Origin of the sequence: Streptomyces sp. R33 (assembly GCF_041200175.1) — a bacterium.
Taxonomy (GTDB): domain Bacteria; phylum Actinomycetota; class Actinomycetes; order Streptomycetales; family Streptomycetaceae; genus Streptomyces; species Streptomyces katrae_B.
In genome coordinates this window covers 3,261,552-3,285,563 of sequence record NZ_CP165727.1, presented here as the reverse complement: position 1 = coordinate 3,285,563, position 24,012 = coordinate 3,261,552, and the positions used below count along the sequence as shown (strand labels likewise).

The window sequence follows — 24,012 nt, the reverse complement described above, 5'->3', positions numbered from 1 at the left end:
GCTTCGAACGCACGAGAGGGGCGGTACGGGATTCCCGTACCGCCCCTCTCACGTGCCACGGCATGTCGTGGAAAGTTCTCACTTTCCTCCAAGCGCACTACTTCAGTGCCAGGACCAGCCCGTCGGAGGGCGACCGCCAGATCGTCCGGGCCTCCGCGAAGCCCGCTTCGCGCAGGGTCCGGGCGTGCCAGGCGTCGTCGGGGGTGTCCCCGTCGGCGTGCTCGCCGTAGATCTCGAACCGGCGCTTCGTCGGCTCGGCGAGCACCGGGTCGGCGGCCGCGAGGGCCCACCAGTCGGCCCAGTCCAGCGCGCCGGCCTCGCGGGCCCGGTCCATCCCGGCGTGCCGGTGGGCGCGCTCGGCGGCGTTGATCCGCGGGGTCGCCGGGTCGGGCATGTGGTCGGCGTTCATGAAGACCCCGCCCGGCCGCACCAGAGGGGCGAGCTGCCCGTAGAGCACGGCGAGCTCGGGGCTGTGCAGCCAGTGCAGCGCGGTGGCCGTGAGGACGGCGTCGTACGTGTCGTACGGGAGCGTCGAGGTCCAGGCGGGGTCCTTGAGGTCGGCGGTCACGAACGTGACGCGCCGGTCGCCGTGGAAGTGGCCCCGGGCGATGGTCAACAGGGCCGGGTCGAGATCGACGCCCGTAGAGGTGGATTCCGGGAACCGCTTGAGGACGCGGTCCGTAATACTTCCCGTACCGCACGCCAGATCGAGCACCCGGGGGGTGGGGCCCACGAGTGCCTCGACCATGTCCAGCATCACCCGGAAGCGTTCCTCGCGGTCGGGCATGTACCACTCCTGCTGCCGGTCCCAGCTCTCCTGCCAGGCCTGCCAGTCGGTCATGGTCTCCGCCATCACTGACCCCTCCCGTCGTAATACCCTCGAATACGTCTCATCTGTTACCGAGACACTAATCCGCAGCCGTAAGGACTACAAGTGGAACTGGCCCATTACTCGGACTATGCCGTGCGCCTGGTCAACACCGAGGAGCCGGCCCGCAACAAGGATTCGCTCACCTCGGTGGACGCCGTCCGGGGCCTCTTCGGCACCGGGGTCCAGGCCGCCCGCCGGGTCACCGACGCCGACGTCACCCGCTTCCGCAACGTCCGCGGCCGGCTGCGCGCCGTCTTCGAGGCCGCCGACGGCGGCGACCACGTCCTCGCGGTCGACCTGCTGAACTCCCTGCTGATGGAGTTCCCCGTCAGCCCGCAGGTCTCCGGTCACGAATACCTCGACGACGAAGGCCGCCCGAACTGGCACATCCACCTCGCCGACCACCCCTCGAACGCCTCCGCCGGCTACGCCGCGCTCGCGTCCTTCGGCCTGGCCTTCCACCTCACCGAGCACGGCCCCGACCGCCTCGGCCTGTGCCAGGCCGCGCCCTGCCGCAACGCCTACCTCGACACCTCCACCAACCGTTCCCGGCGCTACTGCTCCGACCGCTGCGCCACCCGGGCCAACGTCGCCGCCTACCGCGCCCGCAAACGGCTGGAAGCCGAGGCGTCCGGCCAGAGCGGCCGCAGCGCCGACACCGCCCAGGACAGCCGCGCCCTCAGCGAACTCTGATCCGCCGCGCGCGGCCGGAAGCGCAGCACCGCCGTCGCCAGCACCAGCTCCTCGGGCACCGTCCCGTAGTCGGTGCTGTCGCCGGTCTCGTTGTACGGGTTGTCCCCGAGCACCCACCAGCCGCCCGGCCGCCGCTCCACCGCCCGCTTGACCACCAGCAGGTCCTGCTGGAACGGGTGCCGCAGCACCACCACGTCACCCGGGCGTACGACGGCCCCGTACCGGACCACCAGCCGGTCGCCGTGCAGCAGCGTCGGCACCATCGAGGGCCCCGCCACCTCCAGCACCTCGAACGCCGCCCGCGAGCGCCTTCTCTCCACCGTGCCCGACCTCCTCGCCCGCTCTCGCCTCACTGCGCATGCTGCCGCACACTCCCGTACGTTCGCTCACCGCTCCGCACGCCACCCTGGACTTTTGTCCTAAGCCCACGGGGCCGCTCGCGAAATCCCCTTTCCCACGGAGTAATCTCCCCTCTTGAGAAGACGATCACGAGGAGGACAAACTCCATGCTTTCCCGCCTCTTCGCCCCCAAGGCGAAGGTCTCCGCCCACTGCGATCTTCCGTGCGGCGTGTACGACCCTGCCCAGGCCCGCATCGAGGCCGAGTCCGTCAAGGCCGTACAGGAGAAGTACCAGGCCAACGAGGACGCCGACTTCCGCGCCCGCGCCATCACCATCAAGGAGCAGCGCGCCGAGCTCGCCAAGCACCACGTCTCGGTGCTGTGGAGCGACTACTTCAAGCCCCCGCACTTCGAGAAGTACCCGCAGCTGCACACCCTGGTCAACGACACCCTGAAGGCCCTCTCGGCCGCCAAGGCGTCGAACGACCCGGCGACCGGCCAGAAGGCCCTCGAGCTCATCGCCGAGATCGACCGCATCTTCTGGGAGACCAAGGCCGCCTGATCCAGGCCCGCCCTCCTGCACGAAGGGGCCCGACCGTCACCGGTCGGGCCCCTTCGCCGTGCAGGGAATGTTCGCGGACCACTCGTCCACCGGTGGGACTACGCCACTGGTGGGACTACTCGTCCTCGTCGTCCTCGTCGTCCAGCCGGGCCAGCCACGTGGCCAGGCGTTCCACCGGGACCTCGAAGTCCGGGTTCAGGTCGACGAAGGTGCGCAGCTGCTCGGCGAGCCACTCGAAGGTGACCTCCTCCTCGCCGCGCCGCTTCTCCAGCTCCTCGATGCCGCGATCGGTGAAGTACAAGTCGGGCTCCGTGCCGTGATGAAAGTGTGCAGGGGATGTTTCCCGCCAGGATAATCCGCATGCCCGGCGAGACCTCCCGCCCTACCGGACCCGGCGCTAGCCTGGAGTGCCAGACACCTGAGGGGGCAGGGGATGCAGGACGGGCGCACGGGCGGCACCGCGCGCGCCTACGAGCTCCTCGAACCCCTCGTCCAGGCGGCCACCGTGCGCGTCCACGCGGCCCCGGACGGGTATGCACCCCATGGGACCGGTCCCACCTGGGGGAGTGGCTTCTTCATCGCCCCGGGCTGGGTCCTGACGTGCGCGCACGTCGTCGGTGAAGGGGGTGCAGCGGTGCGTCTCGTGGGGCGTGAGCTCGGCATCACCTTCTCCTCCGGCGCCGACGGCGCCACCGGGACCGTCACCGGCCGCGTCGAGTGCGTCCTGCCCGAGCGGCTCGAGGAGCGCCGCCCCGCCCGCCGCGCCCTGTGGGACCTGCCCGACCTGGCGCTCGTCCGGGTCCTCGCACCGATCACCCACGCCTGCGTACGGCTCACCGACCGCGCCAGACCCCGCCTCGACGAGGTCGCCTACTTCGGCTGCACCGAGGACCTCGGCACCCCCGAGATCACCGGCCGCACCACCCGGCTGCGCGGCACCGCCGGCGGCGGCGCCGCCCTGCGCCTCGGCGGCGACGACGAGATCGAGCCCGGCATGTCCGGCGGCCCGGTCGTGGACCTGGCCCGCGGCGAGGTCGTCGGCGTGGTCAAGGCCCGCCGGCACACCGGCGGCGGCGGACTCGCCGTGTCCGTCGTGCAGTTGCGCACCCTGCCGCTGGCCGCCACCGGCCAGGTCGGGCTCTACCGCCGCGTCATGCAGGCCCACGACCTCTACCACTACGACCAGCACCTGAGCGATCTGCGCAGCCGCCGCACCTGGACCGACGTGCACGACGAACTCCCGGCCTCCGGCGACCCGTACGAGGGCCGCAGACGGCTCACCGCCGCCGAACGCACCACCCTGTGCGGACTGCTCGCCGAACTGCCCCCGCCGCGCTCCTCGGAGGCCGTCCGCGCCCTGGTCGAGGCCGCCCGCGGCGAGGAACCGGACCCGGGCCTGCCCGCCCCGCTCAGCTGGCGCGACGGGCTCGGCATGCTGCACGACCCGCCGGGCGGCTCCGGCGAGGCCGCCGCGATGCTCCGGTACGCGACCGACGTGAGCGTGGCCGACCACCGCGAGCCGCCCTCCCCGGGCTCCGACGAAGAGCTGTGGGACTGGGTGCGGGCGACCGCCGAACGGCTGTGGCGGCCCCTGCGGCGGGAGCTGGGCGAGCGCCACGAACAGGGCCTGGCGCAGCGGGACCGGCGCCGGCGCGCCCGGGCCGCCGGCCACACGAACGGCCACGCCCGCTCCGCCGACGGGCTGATCCGCGGGCCGTCGGTGCTGGTGGAGGCGTGGGCGCACGGCTGGGAGGACGTCTACGACTGGCGCGTCTCGGTGCTGGCCGGGCCCGCCCACCCGGGGCGGCTGACCCCGGTGGACTCCGGCGTACGGGCCACTCGCGCGGGCCTCGCGGAGGCGCTGCGGGTCCCGCTCGCCGAGGCCTTCCGGCGCTGCGACACCCATGAGGCGGCAGCCCTCCTCGAAGTCGCCGTGGCGCCCGAGCTGTTCGGCCTGCCCGTGGACACCTGGACGGTGGCGGGCCGGGTGCCGCTCGGCGTCCAGCGGCCGGTGGTGTTCCGCTACCCGGCCGGCAGTGGCGACACCCCGCCCGACGGCGAGGCCGTCCACCGCCGGGCCGACCGCTGGGCGCGCGTCCAGGCCGGGCCGCTGGCCGACGAGCGGGCCGACTGCGCGCGCGGGCGCCCCCGGAGCCCGGCCCCGGAATGGCTCGGCGCCCTGCCGGACAACACCGTGCCCGTGCACTGCCGGGCCGCCGACGCGGAGCCCACCCGCGGCTCCCTGCACGCCGTCCACGACGCCGGATACGGGGTGGCCGTCACCCGGCGGCCCCCGGCCGACCCGGCGGCCGACTGCGCGCCGTTCCACCGCGGACTGCGCGAGGAACTGACCGAGGCGGGGCGGGGAGCGCCGCTGCCGGTCCGGCTCCAGGCATTACGGGCCCGCGCGCACGGGGCCGACCCCGACGCGTACTGGGCGGACGGGATGGCCCTCGTATGGGACGACCCGACCCGCGCGCTGCCCGAAGACGAGCCGCTGCAGGGCGACCTGTGACGGGCGGGAGGGGGAGGGAGCAGCCGTGAACGAGGAATGGCTCATTTACCGGGGGGTCGGCGAACCCCACGACGGGATCGAGGCCCTGCCCGATCCGCCGCCGTGGCGGGACTTCGACGGCGGCCCCGTAGGCGAGCCCGGGGGACTGGCGGACACGGCCGACGGGAACGTGGCGCGCCGCCTCGGTGCGCACCGGCAGGCCGCCGAGCTGCACCGGCCCGAACCCGAGGAGCTCGAGGCCATCAACGCGGCCCTGTACCTGCGCCGGCCGCTGCTCGTGACCGGCTACCCCGGAACCGGGAAGTCCACCCTCGCGCACGCCGTCGCCCACGAGCTGAAACTCGGCCGGGTGCTGCGCTGGCCCGTGGTCTCGCGGACCGTGCTCCAGGAGGGCCTGTACCGCTACGACGCCATCGCCCGGCTCCAGGACGTCCAGATCGCCGCGAGCGGGGGCCTGTCCGGTGCGGCCCCCGGCACCGGCACCGGCGCCGGCACACCGCCCGGCACCGGCCGGGCCCCCGGCATCGGGAAGTACATCCGGCTCGGACCGCTGGGGACGGCCCTGCTGCCCACCGAACGCCCCCGCGTCCTGCTCATCGACGAGCTCGACAAGAGCGACATCGACCTGCCCAACGACCTCCTGAACGTCCTGGAGGAGGGCGAGTTCGCCCTGCCCGAGCTCGAGCGCGTCGCCGACACCGAGCCCGAGGTGCAGGTGCTCACCGACGACGGGGCGAAGGTCACCGTCCAGGGCGGCCGGGTGCGCTGCCGGGCCTTCCCCTTCATCATCCTGACCAGCAACGGCGAACGGGACTTCCCGGCCGCGCTGCTGCGCCGCTGCATCCAGCTCAAGCTCGGGCAGCCCGGCGAGAAACGGCTCGCCACCATGGTCCGCGCGCACCTCGGCGAGGAGGCCGCCCAGCTGGGGGCCGACCTGATCCGGGAGTTCCTCAGCCGCTCCCAGTCCGAACTCGTCGCCGCCGACCAGCTGCTGAACGCCATCTACCTCACCCACTACGCCGCGCCGCCCACCCGGGAGGACCTCGCCGACCTGCTCATCCAGCGCCTCGACCGCCCGAGGTGAGCGCCCGTGTCCCCCGACCGGCCACCCGTCCCCGAACAGCCACCGGTCCCTGACCGGCCTCCCGCTCCCGGCTCCTTCGCCCCCCTTCCCGGCTCCTTCGACCCGCCGCCCGTCCCCGCCGCCCTGCGCGACCTCGCCGGGCTGCTGCGCGCCGCCGGGCTCGATCCCACCGCCGAGGAGCTCGCCGACGCGCTGTGGCTGGCCGGGCGGATCGGCCCGCCCGTCCCCGCCGCCCCGGACCGGGACCCGACGGCCCCGCGCCGGCGGCCGCGGACCGCGGGCGGTGCACCGCCGCCCGAGGAGGAGCCCGTACGGCCCGAGCCCGAACCCGAGGACCCGGTCAGGCTCTACGCCTCCCGGGTCCTCGGGACCGTCGCGGAGGAGGCCGCCGAGTTCCCGGCAGGCGCCGGAGTGCCCGTACGGGTTCCCGGAGCGGCGGCGCTGCCCCGGATCCTGGAGATCCAGCGGGCCCTGCGCGCCCTCCAGCGGCACCGCCCGCCCGGCCCGCCCACCCGCCTCGTCCTCGACGAGCCGGCCACGGCCGAGGCCAGCGCCCGCGCCCTCGGGCTGGTCATCCCGGTGCTGCGTCCGGAGAGCCGGCGCGAGGCGACCGTACGGCTCGTCATGGACGCCTCGCCGTCGATGGCCGTGTGGCACGACATGTTCGAGGAACTCCGGTCCGTGTGCGAGCGCCTCGGTGCCTTCCGCGACGTACAGGTGCACTACCTGCACCGGCTGGGCGACGGCCGGGCCGCCGTCGGGCGCGGACCCGGCCCCGGCACCCGGCTGCGCTCCGGGGACCAGCTGCGTGACCCGACCGGGCGGGCCCTGACCATGGTCGTCTCCGACTGCGCCGGAGCGCTCTGGCGCGAGGGCGAGGCCCAGCGGCTGCTGCACCGCTGGGCCGAGTGCACGCCCTGCGTCGTCGTCCAGCCGCTGCCGCAGCGGCTGTGGAGCCGCAGCTGGCTGCCGACCGAGCGGGGCACCCTCACCCGCGCCGAGGGCGGCTCCGGGAAGCTGCGGTTCCGGCCCGACCGGCCCGCCCGCGCCGGGCGGCCCACCGGCGGGCTGACCGTCCCCGTCCTGCCCCCCAGCGCCACCGCGCTCGGCGCCTGGGCCCGCCTCGTCGCCGGGCTCGGCACCGGACCCGTCCCCGCCGAGGTGGGCCGGGTGTTCGCCGACCACCCCGCGGCGCCCGTCCCGCCGCCGCGCGCCGTCCGCCCGCCGCGCGAGCTGGTGCGCCGCTTCCGCGCCTCCGCCTCGCCCCGCGCCGTACAGCTCGCCGTGTACCTGTCGGCGGCGCCGCTGACCCTGCCCGTCATGGCCCTCGTGCAGCGCACGATGCTGCCGGACTCCGAGCCCTCCGACCTGGCGGAGGTGCTGCTCAGCGGGCTGCTGCGGCGCGGCCGGTCCGCCGGGCAGTGGTACGAGTTCGTGCCCGGCGTCCAGGACGTCCTGCTCGGGCCGCTCGGCCGGGACGAGGCCGCGCTGGTGCTCAAGCACTGCTCGGAGTACGTCCTCGCGCACTTCGGGCGGGGCGTACGGAACTTCCCCGCGCTGGCCGTCTCCCAGCTCACCGGGGCGCCCGTGGTCGAGGAGGGCGGCGAGGAGCGGGTCCCCGCCGGGCGCCTCCCGCAGGCGTTCGCCGAGGTCTCGGCCCGCGTCGTACGGCGCTACCTGCCAGGGCCGCCCGCCGAGGACCCGGCGGTCGCCGAGCCCGTCGCACCCCCGCCCGGCCGGGCCTGGGCGGTGCGCACGGCCCGCGACCGGCTCGCCGCCCAGGACCGCCAGGGGGGCGACGGCGGGCAGCGCGGACTGTACGAGGCCGTCGCCGTACTGCGCCGGGCCGTCGCCGCACCCGCCGGGCCCGAGGACCCGCCGGGCGAGGCGGAGTGCGAGCTGGCCGCCGTCCTGCTGCGGCTGTGGGCCGGGCAGCGGGACCCGGAACTGCTCGCGGAGGCCGAGCGGACGGTGTCCGGCATCGGGACCCCGGCGGCCCGGGCCGTACTGGGCCGGGTGCTGTACGAGCAGGCCCTGGCCGCCGAGCCGGACACCGAGCTGCTGGCAGCGGCGGAACGGGAGTTCGCGGCCGTCGGCGGCGCCGCAGACCCGGACCTGGACCCGCGGCTGCGCCTCGACTGCGTGGTGCGGCGGGCGCAGACCCTGGTCCGCCTCGGCGAGCTCCGCGAGGACACGGGCGCGCTGCGCGAGGCGAGGTCCGCACTGGAGGCGGAGACCGGCGGCCCGGCCACCGACCCGGCGGTGCGGCCCGCCCTCGGCCGGGTCCTGCTGGCGCTGCTGCCCCGCACCCCCGACCCGCAGGAACGCACCGCCCTGGCCGGGCAGGCCGCCGAGCACCTGGCGGCCGGGCTGGCGGCCGAGCCGTCGGGAGCGGCGGCCGCCCGCGTCCGGGTCGAGCTGGCCACGGCCCTGCGCCACCTGCCCGGGCGGCTGGAGGAGGCCGCCGGCCAGCTGGACCTGGCGCTGGCCGAGTCCACCGGCGATCCGGAGCTGCGGCTGGCCGCCCTGGTCTGCCTGGCGCGGGTGCACCGGGCCCGGTACGCGCGCGACGCGGACGCGGCGGCGCTGGAGGACGCGGCCGAGGCGTACGGCAGGGCCCGCCGGCTGATCCCCCGCGACGGCGAGGCCTACGGGGAGCTGCTGCCCGAGTGGGGCGACGTACTCCTGGACCGGGCACGGGCCGCCGACGGACGGCGGTTCACCTCGACGGCCGTACGGGTGCTGCGCGACAGCCGGGCAGCGGTCCCGCAGTCCGACCCCCGCTCCGCGCAGCGGCTGATGCGGCTCGCAGCGGGACTGCGGCTGCGGCACGGCTACGAGGGCGACGTGGTGGACCTGCGGGAGGCGGAGTACCTGCTGGAGCTGGCCGTCCGGCAGAGCCGCAGTCCGCTGGAGCAGGCCGGCGCCTGGCGCGAGCACGGAGACGTCCAGCAGGAGATCCACGCGCACACCCGGGCGCTGGACCGGCTCGACCGGGCCGCGGACTCCTACCGCCGGGCCTGGCGGTCCGCGCTGGCCGCCGACCGGGAGGCGCGGCGGGACGTGGCGGTGGAACTGGCGGCGCGGGTACAGGAGTTGCGGGGGGAGGTGCTCGAGCGGCTGGCGCGGCCCCGGGCGGCGCTGGACGCGTACCGCTCGGCCGTGGAGTTGTGGATCCGGCTCGGGGAGCCCGCCGCGGACCGGCGCGATGCCCTGCAGTCGCGGGTCCGCACCCTGGAGGCGGGGCTGTGAGCCTTTGCGTGCGCCGCCGTTGTGCAAGTGTCCCCGCGCCTCGAACGCCGGCGGGGCCAGGTTGAATGCGACTCGACAGGGGGACGGGCAGCCCATGGTGACTCGGCAGCAGGAAGCGGAAACGGCGGGCACCGCCTGTTCCGGGCAGTTACCGGACCTCTCCGGGTTCGACCTGGCCGCACTGCGCGGCATCGACCATCCCGTGCTCGCCCGGGTCATCGAAGGCATGGTGCAGCGGGTCACCCACCCCGCCGAGATCCTCAACGCGTTCGACTCCGGAGTGGCCTGACGCGGCCCCCTCACGCACCGCATTCCCAAGGACACGCAGAGCAGCCACAGTTGTCCCGTTTCCGCCGTTAGCCGGTGCCGTCCGCCGGGCAGGGATGCACCGTCCGCGGCGCGGGAGGTACGAACGATGAGGCAGACCAACACGAGCGACGTCGTGCTGCCCTCCCATCGGATCCACGCGCCGTGGCCGTACGCCGCGCTCGACGTGCCCGCCCTGCGCGCCGCAGGCCACCGCCCGCACCCGATACGGCAGTTCGTGCTCAAGACCCGCAGCCGCTGCAACCTCGCCTGCACCTACTGCTACGTGTACGAGATGGCCGACCAGGGCTGGCGCGGCCAGCCGGCCGCGATGTCCCCGGCCACCACCGCACGCGCCGCCGACCGCATCGCCGAGCACGCCGCCGCCCACGACCTGGCCCGCGTCGACCTCGTCCTGCACGGCGGCGAACCCCTGCTCACCGCCCCCGCCGAACTGGCCGCCCCCGTCGACGCCGTACGGGCCGCCCTCGCCCGGACCTCGCCGCGGACCCGGGTCACCGCCACCGTCCAGACCAACGGCACCCTGCTCACCCGCAGCCGGCTCGCGGCGCTCGCCGCCGCCGGGATACGCATCGGCGTCAGCCTCGACGGCGGTCTGCCCGCGCACAACACGCGCCGCGTGGACCACACCGGACGCCCCGGCTTCGGCGCCGCCGCCCGGGGCCTGCGCCTCCTCGCCCGGCACCCCGAGAGCTACGCCGGGGTGCTCTGCGTCGTCGACCTCGACCAGGACCCGGTGGAGACGTACGAGTCCCTGCTCGCCTTCGCCCCGCCGGTCATCGGACTGCTGCTGCCGCTGGCCAACTGGAGCACCCCGCCGCCCGGCCACCATCCGCCCGGCACCCCGTACGCCGACTGGCTCCTCGCCGTCTTCGAACGCTGGTGGCACGACACGGTGCTGCGGACCCGGATCCGGATCTTCGAGGAGATCATCGCCCTGCTGCTCGGACTGCCCGCCGCCACCGAGACCCTCGGCCTCGCCCCCGCCACCACCGCCGTGATCGAGACCGACGGCGCCATCGAGCAGGCCGACTCGCTCAAATCCGCCTACGAGGGTGCCGCCGCCACCGGAATGACCCTGGAGCGCCACAGCTTCGACGCGTTCCTCGACCACCCCGGGCTGGCCGCCCGCCAGCTCGGCCGGCAGGCACTCGCCGACGGCTGCCGCTCCTGCGAGCTCGTCGAGGTCTGCGGCGGCGGCCACTACCCGCACCGCTACCGCGCCGGCGAGGGCTTCCGCCGGCCCTCCGTGTACTGCGCCGACCTCCAGGTCGTCATCCGGCACATCGCGGCGTCGCTCCACAAGGCCGCCGCGCAGGCGGGGGACCGCCAGAACGCCGCCGCCCCGGGCGCCGGCCCCCTCGGCCCGGCAGCCGCCGGCCCGTTGGACGCCGATCCGTCGGACGCCGGCCCAGCTGCCGGCCCGTCGGCCGCCGGCCCGGCAGCCGGCCCGTCGGCCGCCGGCCAGGCGCCGCCCCGGGCGGCCGCCTCATGACCGCCCCCCTGACCGGGTTCGCCGTCACCTCGGCCACCCTGGGCGCCCTCGCCTCCACCGAGCCCTCCGCCGACGGCACCCGCCTGGTCCGCGACATCCGCCGCTCCAAGCGGCTCGTCATCCTGCGCGGAGTGCTCGACGCCGCCCCCGGCGGGCGGGCCGGGGAGGCGGCGGACCACTGGGCCCTGCTGGAGGAGGCCGAACGGCACGACCCCGAGGCCGTCCGCGACGTCCTGCACTACCCGGCCACCGGGGTGTGGGCCGAGGAGACCCTGCGCCGGCTGCACGCCCCGTACGGCCCCCCGGCCGACCTCGGCCACCTCGGGGCCCTCGCCGTCGCCGCGGCCCTGCGCTCCGGGATCGCCTTCAAGGCCACCCTGAAGCCCGTCCACGGCCGGCTCGTCCTGCCCACCCTCGGGCTGCTGCGCCCCGCCCGGCCCGGCCCGCTCGCCCTCACCGAGTGCTCCTGGGACCCCGACGACCCCGCCGCGCTCGCCCTGCACACCCTGCCCGGCGGCCGCACCGCCCTCGACGACCTCGACCCCTACCGGGCCCCCGGCCCCGCCCACCCGGCGCCCGTGCGCCCCGCCCGCCGGCTCACCCCCAAGGGCCACAAACGCTGGGACACCCAGTGGTCCGGCGCGCTCACCCTGCTCGACCGGTACGACACCGCCCGCGCCGAGGAGATCGGCCTGCTGCTGCGCTCCGTCGTCCCGCTCGGCGGCGGCTCCCGCTCCAGTGGCGCCACCCTGCCCGCGGCCGCCGGATCCGTGCTCGCCCGCACCCAGGCGCCGCCCGCGCTCGCCGCGACCCTCGTCCACGAGGTCCAGCACGGCAAGCTCACCGCCCTCGCCGACGTCCTGACCCTGCACACCGCCGACCGCACGCCCCGGCACTGGGCCCCCTGGCGCAGCGACCCCCGCCCGCTCGAGGGACTCCTGCACGGCGCGTACGCCCACCTGGCCCTGGCCGGGTACTGGCAGCGCGCCGCCCTCTACGGCGCCCGCGGCGCCTGGGCCCAGCACGCGCGGATCCGCGCCCAGGTCGCCGCCGTCCTCCCCGTGCTGCACCAGAACCCGCAACTCACCACCGCCGGACGGGAGTTCACCGCCGCCATGGCCGCGGCCGAACGGGCCATGGACGAGCTGCCGCCGCCGGGGGACCAGCACGCCGTCGCCCGCCGGGCCGTCGACCGGGAACGCCGCGCCTGGTGCGCGCAGCACCCCGAACTCGCCCCGTTCGCACAGGGGTGACGGGCCGTCCGCTGCGCTACCGTTTCAACCCCGTCCATCGCCCGGATTCCAGGGAGACGGCCGCATGACCACCGGACTTCGGCAGGACCGAGACCGCGACGGAGCCGCGCAGCCGCAGCGCTTCGTCATCAGCTTCGCCGGGTTCAACCGGCCCTGGGCCGTGTGGATCGCCCACCGCCTGGAGGAGCACGGCCACCGGGTCGCCCTCGCACGCTGGGACCCGCAGTCCAGCCCCGGCCTCACCCCCGCCCTCGACGACCTCGCCCGCAGCGGCAGCCGGGTCCTGCTCATCCTCAGCGAGCGCTACTTCTCCGCCGGCACCCACACCGACGAGGAGTGGAACACCGCCCTGCGCACCGTCACCGACCACCACCCCGACCGGTTCGCCGCCGTCTGCCTCACCGACGCACCGCTGCCCAGCGCCGTCGCCGTGCTGGAGAAGACCGACCTGTGGGGCCTGGACGCGTACGAGGCCGAGTACCGGGTGCTGCGCCGGCTCGAGCTGCCCACCGACCGGATCGGCACCGAGACCGGCCGCCGCGGCCCCCGCTTCCCCAACGACCCGCCCGAGATCTGGGGCCGGGTCCCGCGCCGCAACCCGCGCTTCACCGGCCGCAACGACGTCATCGGCCGGCTGCGCGCCGCCCTCGCCGACGCCCCGCCCGGCGCCTCGACCGTCACCCTGCTGGGGCTGTCCGGGGTGGGCAAGACACAGGTCGCCACCGAGTACGCGTACCGCTTCGCCTCCGAGTACGACGTCGTGTGGTGGGTCCCCGCCGAGGACCGGCCCACCCTGCGCGAGCGGCTCGCCGACCTGGCCCCCGCGATGGGCCTGCCGCGCGGCGCCGGCAGCTACGGCGAGCAGATCCGGGCCGTCCTGGAGGCACTGCGGCGCGGATCCCCGTACAGCCGCTGGCTGGTGGTCTTCGACGGCTGCGACAACCCCGACGACCTCACCGACCTGCTGCCCTCGGGCGCGGGCGACGTCATCATCACCTCCCGCAACCGCGAATGGGCCTCCCGGCACACCAGCCTCCTCGAGGTCCCGCTGTACGCCCGGCCCGAGTCGATCACCTTCATCCGCCGCCGGGCCCGCCGGCTCACCGGCGAGGAGGCCGACCAGCTCGCCGAGGCCCTGGAGGACTACCCCCTCGCCCTCGACCAGACCGCCGGCTGGCTCGCCGACTCCCCGCTGACGGTGGGCGACTACCTGGCCCTGCTCCAGCGCAGACTGGACTCCCGCGAGGCCGTCACCGTCTCCGACGACTACCCGCTGCCTTTCCCGACCGCCCTCGCGATACTGCTGAACAACGTCCGGGAGAACTTCCCCGACGCGCTCGCCCTGCTGCGGCTGTTCGTGTTCTTCGCACCCGGGCCGGTGCCGCTGCGGCTGCTGCGCGAATTCCCCGCCGCCGACGTGCCCGAGCAGCTCGCCGGGCTGATCAACGACCAGATCCGGTGGAACGCCGCCCTCAACAAGCTCGTCCAGTTCTCCGTCGTCCGCCTCGAGTACTCCGACCTGTCCGTGGAGGAGGGCGGCGGCGGGCTGGAGACCGTACAGCTGCACCGCATGGTGCACGGGATCGTCCGCGAGAACCTCTCCGAGGAGGAGGCCGAACCGCTCTCCCGCGCCGTCCGGCAGGTCCTCGCCGGCGCCGACCCGGGCCGGCCCTCCGACTCCCGGCTGTGGCCGCGCTACGCCGAGCTGATCCCGCACCTGGAGAGCGCCGGCGTCCTGGCCAGCAGCAACCCGCGGATCCAGACCTTCCTGCTGCACTGCCTGCGCTACCTGATCCTCGCCGGGGAGTACCGCACCTGCCTGCGGCTCGCCGAGCAGACCGACGCGGAGTGGCGCACGATGCTCGGCGACGACCACGACCAGGTCCGCGAGCTCAGCTACCACTACGGCGGCGCCCTGCGGATGCTCGGGCACTTCAAGCGCGCCGAGACCCTCGCCAAGTCGGTCGCCGACCGGCTGCTCGCCGAGCGGGGCGACCGGGACCTGGAGACCCTGCGCGCCACCAGCACGTACGCCGGGGTGCTGCTCAGCACCGCCAAGTTCGAGCAGGCCCGCGAGCTCCTCGAGCACGCCTTCGCCCGCTACCGCGAGCTGCTCGGCGAGGACGACTCCACGACGCTGAACGCCGAGAACAACGTCGCGGTCGCCCTGCGGCTGCTGGGCCGCTACCAGGAGGCGTACGACGCCGACCTCGACACCCTGCGCCGGCGCGAGCGGGTACTGCGCGTACGGCACATCGCGACGCTCTCCTCCGGCATCGGCTGCGCGATGGGGCTGCGGCTGATGGGCCGCTACCGGGAGGCCCTCGCCCGCCAGGAACAGGGACTCAAGCTCAACTCCCAGGTGCTGGGCATCAACCACCCCCAGACCCTGCGCGCCGAGCACAACCTCGGCATGTGCCTGCGCCGCTCCGGCGACATCCCCGGCGCCGGGGCCCGGCTGCGCAGCGTCCTGGAACGCTCCACGCGGGTGTTCGGCGCGGAGTTCCCGTGGACCCTGATGGTCGCCTCGGACTACGCGACGTACCTGCGGGAGTACGGGGACATCGGCGAGGCCCGCCGGATCTCGGAGGAGGTGGTCCGGGGCTACCAGACGCAGCTGGGGCTGGCCCACCCGTACAGCATCGGCACGGTCGGCAACCTCGGCCTCGTCCTGCGCGCCCAGGGCGAACGGGTCGAGGCCCTCAACCTGGCGGAACAGGCCCTGGTCGGCATGCGCGGCGCGGTCGGGGACCGCCACCCGTGGACGCTGGGCTGCGCCCTGAACGCCACCGGGCACCGCAACATCACCGGGCACTTCGAGGACGCGGTGTCCCTGAGCCGTGAGACCCTCCGAAACTGCGAACAGGTCCTGGGCCCGGACCATCCGATGACCCTGAGCGCCCAGATCGCCCTGGCCGCCGACCTCCGCTCGGTCCGGGAGGACACGGAGGCCCAGAAACACGAGGACGCGGGCCTCAAGGCCCTGACCCGCACCCTGGGCCCCCAACACGTCCACACGGTCTCGGCCCGCCAACAGAACCGCCCGTACTGGGACTTCGAACCCCAGCCGTAGGCGGCGGACGATCAGTCCCGTCGATGCGCCGTCACCTCGTGGATCCGCGCCCCGTCGGCGTTCACCCTCGCGCGGAACCGGCCGGCTTCCAGGGACAGGGCCACGGCTGTGCGGGCGCCGGCGCCGAGCGTGATGCGTCCGACCGGGTCGCAGTCCTGGGAGGCCTCCAGCGCGGCGGCCGCACCGATCAGTCGGAGTTGCACCCGGACGGTGTCGAATCCGCTTTCGGCCCAGAGGCGGGGTGGATCGGCCGGGTAGACCGGCAGGTCGAAACTGATCAGCAGCTCCGGTCCGCCTCCGACGCGCCACACGACCTCCCGTACGGCGACCCCTTCGAGCTCCGGGACGGGCTGCGCCCCGTACACCGTCCGCACCGCTTCGGGGTTGTCGACGAAATCGAGCCAGCCGGGAACCAGGTCGGCCGCTTCCGCCTGCGGAGCCGCAACCTCCTCGGGGAGCGGGGGCCTGACCCGGTCGATCCGCCGGCGCTCACTGGCGCCGAACGCCCGGTAGTTCTCCCGGGCCTCCCGCAGCGTGACGTGGTTCGGGCCGCCCACGTACCGGTCGGGATCACGGTAGTCCCCGCCGTCGTCCTGCCATCCGCAGACGGGGCAGATCTCATGGTTCCCCGGCACGCCGACGGTGAGGTTCCCGCAGACGATGCAGGGAAATACGTGCCTGGTCACTACTGCTCCAGTCCTTGTTGCTCGTTCCAATAGCGCTCGGCGTTGGCGTTCGTGGCCGAACCGTCCCGGCGAATGGAACTGTCGAAATCGACCTTGCCCTCCAGCCAGGATTCCTTCTCCCGCACTCCCGGCGGCCTCGGGCCGGACATGAGGTCGTGCGCTCCCCTCGCGTAGTCGTCCTCGTCGTAGTGTCCGAGGTCCCGCCCGTGGTCGCCTAGTGCCGCGTCCACACGGTCTCGGCCCGCCAACAGAACCGCCCGTACTGGGACTTCGAACCCCGGCCGTAGACGGCGGACGCGGTACGACCGCGTTGCGCCCGGCGCCCGGTCTCGTCGTGGCACTGGCCAGGAGACCGGGCGGCCTTCGTCTCTATCTCGGCGGTTCGGGGGCGGTCGTCAGACCTCGCATCGGTGCTGTTCGGCCTGCCGTGCGATCTCGCTGCGCTCCCGGCGGGCCGCGTCCGCCTCCTCGCGTACGCCGTCGAGTCGCTCCTCCAACTGGGCGACCCGCTCGCGGTAACGCTCCAGCTCGGCCCGCACGAACGCCACGTCCGCCACCTGCTGCGCGGCCTCCTCGCGGATCTTGTCCGCGTCCTCCTCGAACCGGTGCTTGGCCACGTCCAGTTGGGCGACGGCCATGTCCGCGGCCTCCTCCGCCAGCGCGGTGCGCTGTTCGGCGTCCAGGATCCGCTGGGCCGCGGCCTGGGTCACGGTCCGGATGCGCTCCTCGGCGGCGGCCGAGTCCGTGATGATGGCCAGTTCCTCGATGTAGCCCGGCAGGTCCGTGGACAGCTGGGAGATGAGCGCCACGAGGTCGGCGCGAGGGCCGGATCCGCCCATGCCCGGCATCGCCGCTTCCCTCGCGGACTCCATCGTCCGCTCGACGGGAAGGGCGTCCGCGGCGGGCGCCGCCCCGGCCGCCTTCTTGGCCTCGGCCGCCTGGCGCTTCTCGTCCTTGCGCTGCTGCCGCTTGGCCCGGAACTTGCGGAACGCGCCCAGCGCGTTGTGGTCGGGGTGCGCGCAGTACCGGGGCTCGGGATTACCGGGCGTCGGCGCCTCGGGGTGGTTGGTGCACTCCGGGTAAGCGCAGAGGGGAAGCGTCTCGACCGTCATTTTTCCGCCTTCTCGTGAAATTTCGGGCTTCCCCGGAGTCGAACCGTCATCGGGTGCGGCTTGCGCCGACCGGTCGCACTCGGGGATGTACGAACACGCTAAAGGCGACAGGGGACTTGTGAGCGTCCCCAGAGGGGGGCGTCAGGAATCGGTAAGATCATCGGCCGCCCCGGGGGCAGCGTGTCAGGCCTTCTCGCCGAGGGCGTTCCGCAGCCAGTCCAACGGCCCTTGCGCGAGCAGTTCGCCGGCCAGCCGCCGCCCTGTCCCGTTCGTGAGCCGCGCCCGGCTGTTGTCGATCCACCGCTGCGCGTTCTCGTAGCCCTGGGCCTTGTACTCGACGCCCTGGAGCATGCACTCCACGGGGTCGGCGCCCTCCAGCTTCGCGATGACCGACGCGATGAGCGACGTCCGCCACGAGTGCTCGGCGACGCTCTCGGGGTCGTTGACGCCGGCCATCCACCAGCCGGTACGCCGGGTGTGCTTGAGCGTGCCCGCTTCGTAGAGGAAGCGCGCCACCGCGGACAGGTCGTCAGCCACTGTCTTTCCTTCTCACGCCTCGACGCTCTCCCAGCACGTGTCTCGACCTCAGGACCAGGCTGCATTCGTGCGCTATCGATCACACAGAACCGGCCCTGCCCCATACCCTGTCAGTGTCGAGCTGCAAGGAGGCACTCAACGCGCTTCAGCTCGGTGACAGTCGGGAAGCACCGCCGGACGCGCACCTGACCGCCCGCCTCGCCCGCGCATGGTCGGCCCGGCACTCGGCGCCCAATCACCGCGACGTCGTCGGGGCCCTGCTGCCGGATCTGGTCCACGACGCGCAGTCCGCAGTCCGACAGGCCGAGACAGTGGCCGACCGCAAGGCGGCTCAAGCGCGGCTGGCGGAGGTTTACTTCCTCGCGCAGTTCTTCTGCGCCTACCAGCCGGACGCACCGCTGGTATGGCGGGTGGCGGAGCGCGGCATGATGGCTGCACAGGACTCCGAGGACCCGCATGCGATCGGCCTCGCCGCGTGGCTCACCACGCAGGCCCACCGGGAGAGCGCGCACCTCGACGCGGCCGACGCCGTCACCCTGGAGACCCTCCGCTACCTGGAGCCCCTCCTCCCCGACGCCGGAACGGACGTCCGCGCGGTTGCCGGGGCCCTCACCGTCGAGGCAGGACTGACGGCCGCCCGCCGCGGGGAGACCGGCTCCGCCTGGCGGTACTGGGACGACGCCCGGGCCCTGGCCGAGTCCCTGCCCCGCGGGTACTTCCACCCCGTGACGAGCTTCTCGCACGCCGTCATCGGCGCGCACGCGGTCACCGTCGCAGTCGAGCTGCGCGCCGGCGGGGAGTCGGCACGCCAAGCCGCCCGGGCGGAGTCGGAGGCGATCCCGTCGCGGCCGCGGCGAGCCCGGCACCGGATCGAGCAGGCCCGCGCGTACCACCTCGACGCGCAGCCGGACGTGGCGCTGGCGACGCTGGCGCAAGCTCATGAAGCAGCGCCGGAGACCGTGCAGTACAACGGGTACGCGAAGCGGATCGTTCTGGAGGAGGCCGAGTCGAAGAGCCCTGCACGTCGCCGGCGAGCGTCCGAACTCGCCTCCCTGCTAGGGCTGCTGACGGCCTGAAGGAAGGGGCACAAACTGTGCCTCTGCCGATGCCGGACCGCCCCTACCGTCGTCACACCACCCGGTGACGATGGCAGGGAGTGAGACCCCGTGATGCATGAAGCAGTACCCCGCCCCTTCGAGGACGTCCCTCACGCGCTGCTCCACAAGCGGGTGCGGGACATCGCGTCCGGCGTCGAGGGGGAGCTCATGGCGGTGGTCCGGGAAGACGTCTCCGACACCCCCGCCCGTGAGCACTGGGTGAAGCTGGCCTACGTCCGGGGTCCGTCCGGGCGGGAGATCTCCACGGCCGTGGCCGACATCGAGGCCGTGTAGTGGAAGCCGCCGACCTGTTCCCGCGGCTGCCGGTCCCTCCGGACTCCTGCGCCGAGTGCGCCGCCCACGTCGCAGCCCGCTTCCAGGCCCACGTGGACCGTGACCGCTCGCGCGTCAGCGACATGAACGTCCTGATCATGCGTCACCACCCCGAACTGCGAGCCCGTTGAGCCGGTGCGCTGTCCGTCAGTGCGACTCGACCGCCGTCGGTGAGTGCGGGAGGGGCTGTTGCCTCGGCTCGGAAAGTGCTCCGGCGAGGATGAGTCCGAAGCCGACCAGGTGGAAGGGCAGGGTCAGCGCCGTGAGCACATGGCCGGCCATGGAGGTCCCGACAGCGCGCATGAGGGGTTCCAAGCCCACGGTCGTGCCGAGAACGGCCACGATCGGCCCGGGCAGCATGACCAGGCAGCCCGCCATGGCGAGGCGGGCACCGCGTCCTCGCCGGCGGATCGCGAGGGCTGCCGCCACGGCTCCTGCCACGGGTGCGAGGACCTCGACGGCAACGAGGAGCAGACCGACGAGGCCGGCGGCAATCTGATCGTCTTGCAAGGGACTCCGTCCGGGTTCGTGCACGTCAAACGATGTGCGGGCGCGAAGATACCCGCCTGTGGCGACCTGCACAAAGGATTACCCGGCAGGCCTCGGCCGCCGGCCGATCCAGGGCGGCCCATGTCCAGCCGTAGTCGGCCGCCGGGCGCTGTCCGGGACGAGCCCCGCCCCCCCCGCTCCCCCCGGACGGCCGGAAGGCCCGGCACCCCATCGGGGTGCCGGGCCTTCCGGCGGTGCGGTGAGGCCTACGCCTCGAACACCTCGTTCAGCAGCAGCTGCTGCTCCGCCTGGTGGCGCTTCGCCGAGCCCACCGCGGGGGAGGAGCCGTGCGGGCGCGAGATGCGCCGCAGGCGCTCGCCCGCCGGAACGTCCGCGCCGACCGCCAGGTCGAGGTGGTCGATCAGGTTGAGGGCGATGAACGGCCATGCACCCTGGTTCGCCGGCTCCTCCTGCGCCCAGATGTACTTCGCCGCGTTCGTGAACTTCGCGATCTCCGCCTGGAGCTCCGCACCCGGCAGCGGGTACAGCCGCTCGATGCGGATGATGGCGGTGTCCGTGATGCCGCGCTTCTCCCGCTCGGCCTCCAGGTCGTAGTAGACCTTGCCCGCGCAGAAGACGACCTTGCGGACCGCGTTCGCGTCCACCGTGGAGTCACCGATGACCGGACGGAACGAACCGGTGGTGAACTCCTCCGCCTTCGACGCCGCCGCCTTCAGACGCAGCATCGACTTCGGGGTGAAGACGATCAGCGGCTTGTGGTGCGGGTTGTGCACCTGCCAGCGCAGCAGGTGGAAGTAGTTCGACGGCAGGGTCGGCATCGCGACCGTCATGTTGTTCTGCGCGCAGAGCTGCAGGAAGCGCTCCGGGCGGGCGGACGAGTGGTCCGGGCCCTGGCCCTCGTAGCCGTGCGGCAGGAGCAGCGTGACACCGCTGGTCTGGCCCCACTTCTGCTCGGCCGAGGAGATGAACTCGTCGACGACCGTCTGCGCGCCGTTGACGAAGTCACCGAACTGGGCCTCCCACAGCACCAGCGCGTCCGGGCGGGCCAGCGAGTAGCCGTACTCGAAGCCCATGGCCGCGTACTCGGAGAGCAGCGAGTCGTAGACGTTGAAGCGGGCCTGCTCGTCCGACAGGTACTGCAGCGGGGTGTAGTCCTCGCCGGTCTCCCGGTCGATGAGGACCGCGTGGCGCTGGCCGAACGTACCGCGGCGGGAGTCCTGGCCGGACAGCCGGACCGGGGTGCCCTCCATCAGCAGCGAGCCGAAGGCGAGGGTCTCGCCCATGCCCCAGTCGATGGTGCCCTCGTCGATCATCGCCGCGCGGCGCTGCAGCTGCGGCAGCAGGCGCGGGTGCACGGTGACGTGGTCCGGGATGTTGACCTGGGACTCGGCGATCCGCTTGACGACGTCCTGCGAGACCGCGGTGGTCACCGCGACCGGGAAGTCGGCCTGCGAGGCCGGGGCGACCGGCGGGGCGACCGCGGGCTGCGTGGCGGCCTCGCGGACCTCCGCGAAGACCTTCTCCAGCTGGCCCTGGAAGTCCTGGAGCGCCTGCTCCGCCTCTTCCAGCGTGATGTCGCCGCGACCGATGAGCGATTCGGTGTACAGCTTGCGCACCGAGCGCTTCTTGTCGATCAGGTCGTACATCAGCGGCTGCGTGAACGCCGGGTTGTCCGACTCGTTGTGACCGCGGCGGCGGTAGCAGATGAGGTCGATGACGACGTCCTTGTTGAACGCCTGGCGGAACTCGAAGGCGAGCCGCGCGATGCGGACCACGGCCTCCGGGTCGTCACCGTTCACGTGGAAGATCGGCGCCTCGATCATGCGGGCCACGTCGGTCGCGTACATCGAGGAACGCGAGGACTCCGGGGCGGCGGTGAAGCCGACCTGGTTGTTGATCACGACGTGGACGGTGCCGCCGGTGCGGTAGCCGCGCAGCTGCGACATGTTCAGCGTCTCGGCGACGACGCCCTGGCCGGCGAAGGCCGCGTCACCGTGCAGGGCGACGGGCAGGACGGTGAAGTCCGTGCCGCCCTTGTTGATGACGTCCTGCTTGGCGCGGACGACGCCCTCCAGGACCGGGTCCACGGCCTCCAGGTGCGAGGGGTTGGCGACGAGCGAGACCTTGATCTGCTCCCCGTCCAGGCCCGTGAAGGTGCCCTCGGCGCCCAGGTGGTACTTGACGTCGCCGGAGCCGTGCATGGACTTCGGGTCGAGGTTGCCCTCGAACTCGCGGAAGATCTGCGCGTACGACTTGCCGACGATGTTCGCGAGGACGTTCAGGCGGCCGCGGTGGGCCATGCCGATCGCGACCTCGTCGAGGCGGGCCTCGGCGGCCGAGTCGATGACGGCGTCGAGCAGCGGGATGACGGACTCGCCGCCCTCCAGGGAGAAGCGCTTCTGGCCGACGTACTTCGTCTGCAGGAAGGTCTCGAAGGCCTCCGCCGCGTTCAGACGGCGCAGGATGCGCAGCTGCTCCTCGCGCTCCGGCTTGGAGTGCGGGCGCTCGATGCGGTCCTGGATCCAGCGGCGCTGCTTCGGGTCCTGGATGTGCATGAACTCGACGCCGGTGGTGCGGCAGTACGAGTCGCGCAGCACGCCGAGGATGTCGCGCAGCTTCATCATCGACTTGCCGGAGAAGCCGCCGACCGCGAACTCCCGCTCCAGGTCCCACAGGGTGAGGCCGTGCTCGGTGATGTCGAGGTCGGGGTGCTTGCGCTGCTTGTACTCCAGCGGGTCGGTGTCGGCCATGACGTGGCCGCGGACCCGGTAGGAGTGGATCAGCTCGAAGACGCGGGCGGCCTTCGTGACGTCGTCGTCGTGCGAGGCGTCGATGTCGCGGTTCCAGCGGACCGGCTCGTACGGGATGCGCAGGGCCTCGAAGACGTCGTCGTAGAAGCCGCTCTCGCCGAGCAGCAGGTTCGAGACGATGCGCAGGAACTCGCCGGAGGCCGCGCCCTGGATGACCCGGTGGTCGTAGGTCGAGGTCAGGGTCATGACCTTGGAGATGCCCAGCTTGTTCAGGGTGTCCTGCGAGGTGCCCTGGAACTCGGCGGGGTAGTCCATGGAGCCGACGCCCATGATGACCGACTGTCCGGGCATCAGGCGGGGCACGGAGTGGACGGTGCCCAGGCCGCCGGGGTTGGTCAGCGAGACGGTGACGCCGGTGAAGTCGTCCATCGTCAGCTTGCCCACGCGGGCGCGGCGGACGATGTCCTCGTAGGCCATCCAGAACTCGAAGAAGTTGAGGGTCTCGGCCTTCTTGATGCCGGCGACGACGAGCTGGCGGTCGCCGTTCGGCTTCACCAGGTCGATCGCGAGGCCGAAGTTCACGTGCTCCGGCTTGACCAGGGTGGGCTTGCCGTCCTTCTCCGCGAAGGAGTAGTTCATCGACGGCATGGCCTTGATGGCCTGCACCATCGCGTAACCGATGAGGTGGGTGAAGGAGATCTTCCCGCCCCGGGCGCGCTTCAGGTGGTTGTTGATGACGATGCGGTTGTCGAACAGCAGCTTCACCGGGACGGCGCGGACGGACGTGGCCGTCGGGACGTCGAGGGAGGCGTTCATGTTCTTGGCGACCGCGGCGGCCGGGCCGCGGAGCGTCACCAGCTCGGGGCCCGCAGGGGCCTCGGCGGCGGGCGCGGCAGCGGGCGCGGGCTTCTGGGCGGCGACGGGGGCTGCGGCCGGAGCCGGGGCCGGGGCCTGAGGGGCGGCGGCGGCCGGTGCGGCGGCCTGGGCCTGGGAGGTGACAGTCACAGCAGGGGCACCAGAGGGGGTGGCAGGAGCAGGGGCAGGAGCTGACACAGGCGTGGGCGCGGCGGCAGGAGAGGGCGCGGCGGCGCTCGCCGCCCCCGTGGCGGCGGCGTCGGAGACCTGCGGGGCGACGGCAGGGGCGGCCTGTGCGGAGGCGCCGTCCGTCGTCGGGGACTTCTTGGGCTCGTCCGGCTTCACCGGAGACGCAGTGCCCCCCGGCTTGTAGTCGGCGAAGAAGTCCCACCAGGCCCGGTCGACCGAATTCGGGTCCTGGAGGTACTGCTGATAGATCTCGTCGACGAGCCACTCATTGGCGCCGAAGCCTGAGGCAGGGGTCTTCCCGCCCTCTGCTTCGGTCGTGGTGCTCGAGTTACTGGGGGACTGTGGCGACACGGCGGCAACCGCCCTCTTCCGCTTCACAAGGTATGGACAGCGGGAATAAAGGCTACGCCTCCCTGGCCGCTGGATGCAGACCGGGCGGGACTTACGTCATGTAGGTCACACCGAACGGCGGGTTTCG

Annotated in this window: 21 protein-coding genes; 12 read left to right on the top strand and 9 right to left on the bottom strand. The window is 73.4% G+C overall.

What is annotated here, in order from left to right; genetic code table 11:
- Window positions 1–97: 97 nt before the first annotated feature.
- Complete coding sequence (locus tag AB5J51_RS14750; RefSeq protein ID WP_136224927.1) at window positions 98–853, bottom strand: trans-aconitate 2-methyltransferase; 756 nt, start codon at window positions 851–853, stop codon at window positions 98–100.
- An 81-nt stretch (window positions 854–934) separates the two neighbouring features.
- Between AB5J51_RS14750 and AB5J51_RS14745 the strand changes: the two genes are divergently transcribed.
- Complete coding sequence (locus AB5J51_RS14745) at window positions 935–1,564, top strand: CGNR zinc finger domain-containing protein (RefSeq protein ID WP_053784645.1); 630 nt, start codon at window positions 935–937, stop codon at window positions 1,562–1,564.
- On the opposite strand, the gene AB5J51_RS14740 is transcribed toward AB5J51_RS14745, so the two are convergent.
- Window positions 1,468–1,827, bottom strand: coding sequence for a S24 family peptidase (locus AB5J51_RS14740; RefSeq protein WP_106974973.1), 360 nt, complete (start codon window positions 1,825–1,827; stop codon window positions 1,468–1,470). The genes AB5J51_RS14745 and AB5J51_RS14740 overlap by 97 nt on opposite strands.
- 243 nt (window positions 1,828–2,070) lie before the next feature.
- On the opposite strand from AB5J51_RS14740, the gene sodN reads away from it, so the two are divergent.
- The gene (sodN, locus tag AB5J51_RS14735; protein WP_008741558.1) at window positions 2,071–2,466 is read left to right on the top strand and encodes a superoxide dismutase, Ni; all 396 of its coding nucleotides are present in this window, start codon (window positions 2,071–2,073) and stop codon (window positions 2,464–2,466) included.
- Window positions 2,467–2,581: 115 nt separating this feature from the next.
- Here the strand turns inward: sodN and AB5J51_RS14730 are convergent, their stop codons facing one another.
- On the bottom strand, window positions 2,582–2,767 hold the full coding sequence (locus tag AB5J51_RS14730) for a DUF6104 family protein (RefSeq protein WP_010061466.1): 186 nt from the start codon (window positions 2,765–2,767) through the stop codon (window positions 2,582–2,584).
- 132 nt (window positions 2,768–2,899) lie between these two features.
- Here AB5J51_RS14730 and AB5J51_RS14725 point away from each other — a divergent pair, with 132 nt between their 5' ends.
- The 7 genes from AB5J51_RS14725 to fxsT all read left to right on the top strand — a co-directional run bounded on the left by AB5J51_RS14725 (window position 2,900) and on the right by fxsT (window position 15,465).
- Complete coding sequence (locus AB5J51_RS14725) at window positions 2,900–4,981, top strand: trypsin-like peptidase domain-containing protein (protein WP_369777864.1); 2,082 nt, start codon at window positions 2,900–2,902, stop codon at window positions 4,979–4,981.
- A 25-nt stretch (window positions 4,982–5,006) separates the two neighbouring features.
- Entirely contained in the window at window positions 5,007–6,065 is a 1,059-nt protein-coding gene (locus tag AB5J51_RS14720) for a MoxR family ATPase (protein WP_136224928.1), read from the top strand.
- Between the two features lie 6 nt (window positions 6,066–6,071).
- Window positions 6,072–9,317 carry an SAV_2336 N-terminal domain-related protein gene (locus tag AB5J51_RS14715; protein WP_369777863.1) on the top strand — a complete coding sequence of 1,082 codons (3,246 nt, stop codon included), beginning with the start codon at window positions 6,072–6,074 and terminating at the stop codon, window positions 9,315–9,317.
- 94 nt (window positions 9,318–9,411) lie between these two features.
- Entirely contained in the window at window positions 9,412–9,606 is a 195-nt protein-coding gene (fxsA, locus tag AB5J51_RS14710) for an FxSxx-COOH cyclophane-containing RiPP peptide (protein ID WP_030291354.1), read from the top strand.
- Window positions 9,607–9,732: 126 nt separating this feature from the next.
- The gene (locus AB5J51_RS14705) at window positions 9,733–11,139 is read left to right on the top strand and encodes an FxsB family cyclophane-forming radical SAM/SPASM peptide maturase (RefSeq protein WP_369777862.1); all 1,407 of its coding nucleotides are present in this window, start codon (window positions 9,733–9,735) and stop codon (window positions 11,137–11,139) included.
- Window positions 11,136–12,392, top strand: a complete 1,257-nt coding sequence (locus AB5J51_RS14700) for an HEXXH motif domain-containing protein (RefSeq protein ID WP_369777860.1) — start codon at window positions 11,136–11,138, stop codon at window positions 12,390–12,392. The genes AB5J51_RS14705 and AB5J51_RS14700 overlap by 4 nt, the downstream gene beginning before the upstream one ends.
- A gap of 64 nt (window positions 12,393–12,456) precedes the next feature.
- Window positions 12,457–15,465, top strand: a complete 3,009-nt coding sequence (fxsT, locus tag AB5J51_RS14695) for an FxSxx-COOH system tetratricopeptide repeat protein (RefSeq protein WP_136224932.1) — start codon at window positions 12,457–12,459, stop codon at window positions 15,463–15,465.
- Between the two features lie 11 nt (window positions 15,466–15,476).
- Here fxsT and AB5J51_RS14690 read toward each other — a convergent pair whose 3' ends face one another.
- The 4 genes from AB5J51_RS14690 to AB5J51_RS14675 all read right to left on the bottom strand — a co-directional run bounded on the left by AB5J51_RS14690 (window position 15,477) and on the right by AB5J51_RS14675 (window position 17,800).
- Entirely contained in the window at window positions 15,477–16,151 is a 675-nt protein-coding gene (locus AB5J51_RS14690; RefSeq protein ID WP_078987111.1) for a CPCC family cysteine-rich protein, read from the bottom strand.
- Complete coding sequence (locus tag AB5J51_RS14685) at window positions 16,151–16,381, bottom strand: hypothetical protein (RefSeq protein WP_369777859.1); 231 nt, start codon at window positions 16,379–16,381, stop codon at window positions 16,151–16,153. The genes AB5J51_RS14690 and AB5J51_RS14685 overlap by 1 nt, the downstream gene beginning before the upstream one ends.
- A 165-nt stretch (window positions 16,382–16,546) precedes the next feature.
- Complete coding sequence (locus tag AB5J51_RS14680) at window positions 16,547–17,263, bottom strand: hypothetical protein (RefSeq protein WP_053784651.1); 717 nt, start codon at window positions 17,261–17,263, stop codon at window positions 16,547–16,549.
- Window positions 17,264–17,446: 183 nt separating this feature from the next.
- The gene (locus tag AB5J51_RS14675; RefSeq protein ID WP_369777858.1) at window positions 17,447–17,800 is read right to left on the bottom strand and encodes an HD domain-containing protein; all 354 of its coding nucleotides are present in this window, start codon (window positions 17,798–17,800) and stop codon (window positions 17,447–17,449) included.
- Between the two features lie 113 nt (window positions 17,801–17,913).
- Between AB5J51_RS14675 and AB5J51_RS14670 the strand changes: the two genes are divergently transcribed.
- The 3 genes from AB5J51_RS14670 (at window position 17,914) to AB5J51_RS14660 (ending at window position 19,361) form a co-directional block, all read left to right on the top strand.
- A complete protein-coding gene (locus tag AB5J51_RS14670) occupies window positions 17,914–18,876 on the top strand; it encodes an XRE family transcriptional regulator (protein WP_369777857.1) in 963 nt (320 codons plus the stop codon).
- 93 nt (window positions 18,877–18,969) lie between these two features.
- A complete protein-coding gene (locus AB5J51_RS14665; RefSeq protein WP_136224936.1) occupies window positions 18,970–19,191 on the top strand; it encodes a hypothetical protein in 222 nt (73 codons plus the stop codon).
- On the top strand, window positions 19,191–19,361 hold the full coding sequence (locus tag AB5J51_RS14660) for a hypothetical protein (RefSeq protein ID WP_166663122.1): 171 nt from the start codon (window positions 19,191–19,193) through the stop codon (window positions 19,359–19,361). Before AB5J51_RS14665 ends, AB5J51_RS14660 begins: the two co-directional genes overlap by 1 nt.
- A gap of 16 nt (window positions 19,362–19,377) precedes the next feature.
- Here the strand turns inward: AB5J51_RS14660 and AB5J51_RS14655 are convergent, their stop codons facing one another.
- Window positions 19,378–19,740: a hypothetical protein gene (locus AB5J51_RS14655; protein WP_369777855.1), complete on the bottom strand. Its 363-nt coding sequence runs from the start codon at window positions 19,738–19,740 to the stop codon at window positions 19,378–19,380.
- A 245-nt stretch (window positions 19,741–19,985) separates the two neighbouring features.
- On the bottom strand, window positions 19,986–23,885 hold the full coding sequence (locus AB5J51_RS14650) for a multifunctional oxoglutarate decarboxylase/oxoglutarate dehydrogenase thiamine pyrophosphate-binding subunit/dihydrolipoyllysine-residue succinyltransferase subunit (RefSeq protein ID WP_369777854.1): 3,900 nt from the start codon (window positions 23,883–23,885) through the stop codon (window positions 19,986–19,988).
- Between the last annotated feature and the right edge of the window lie 127 nt (window positions 23,886–24,012).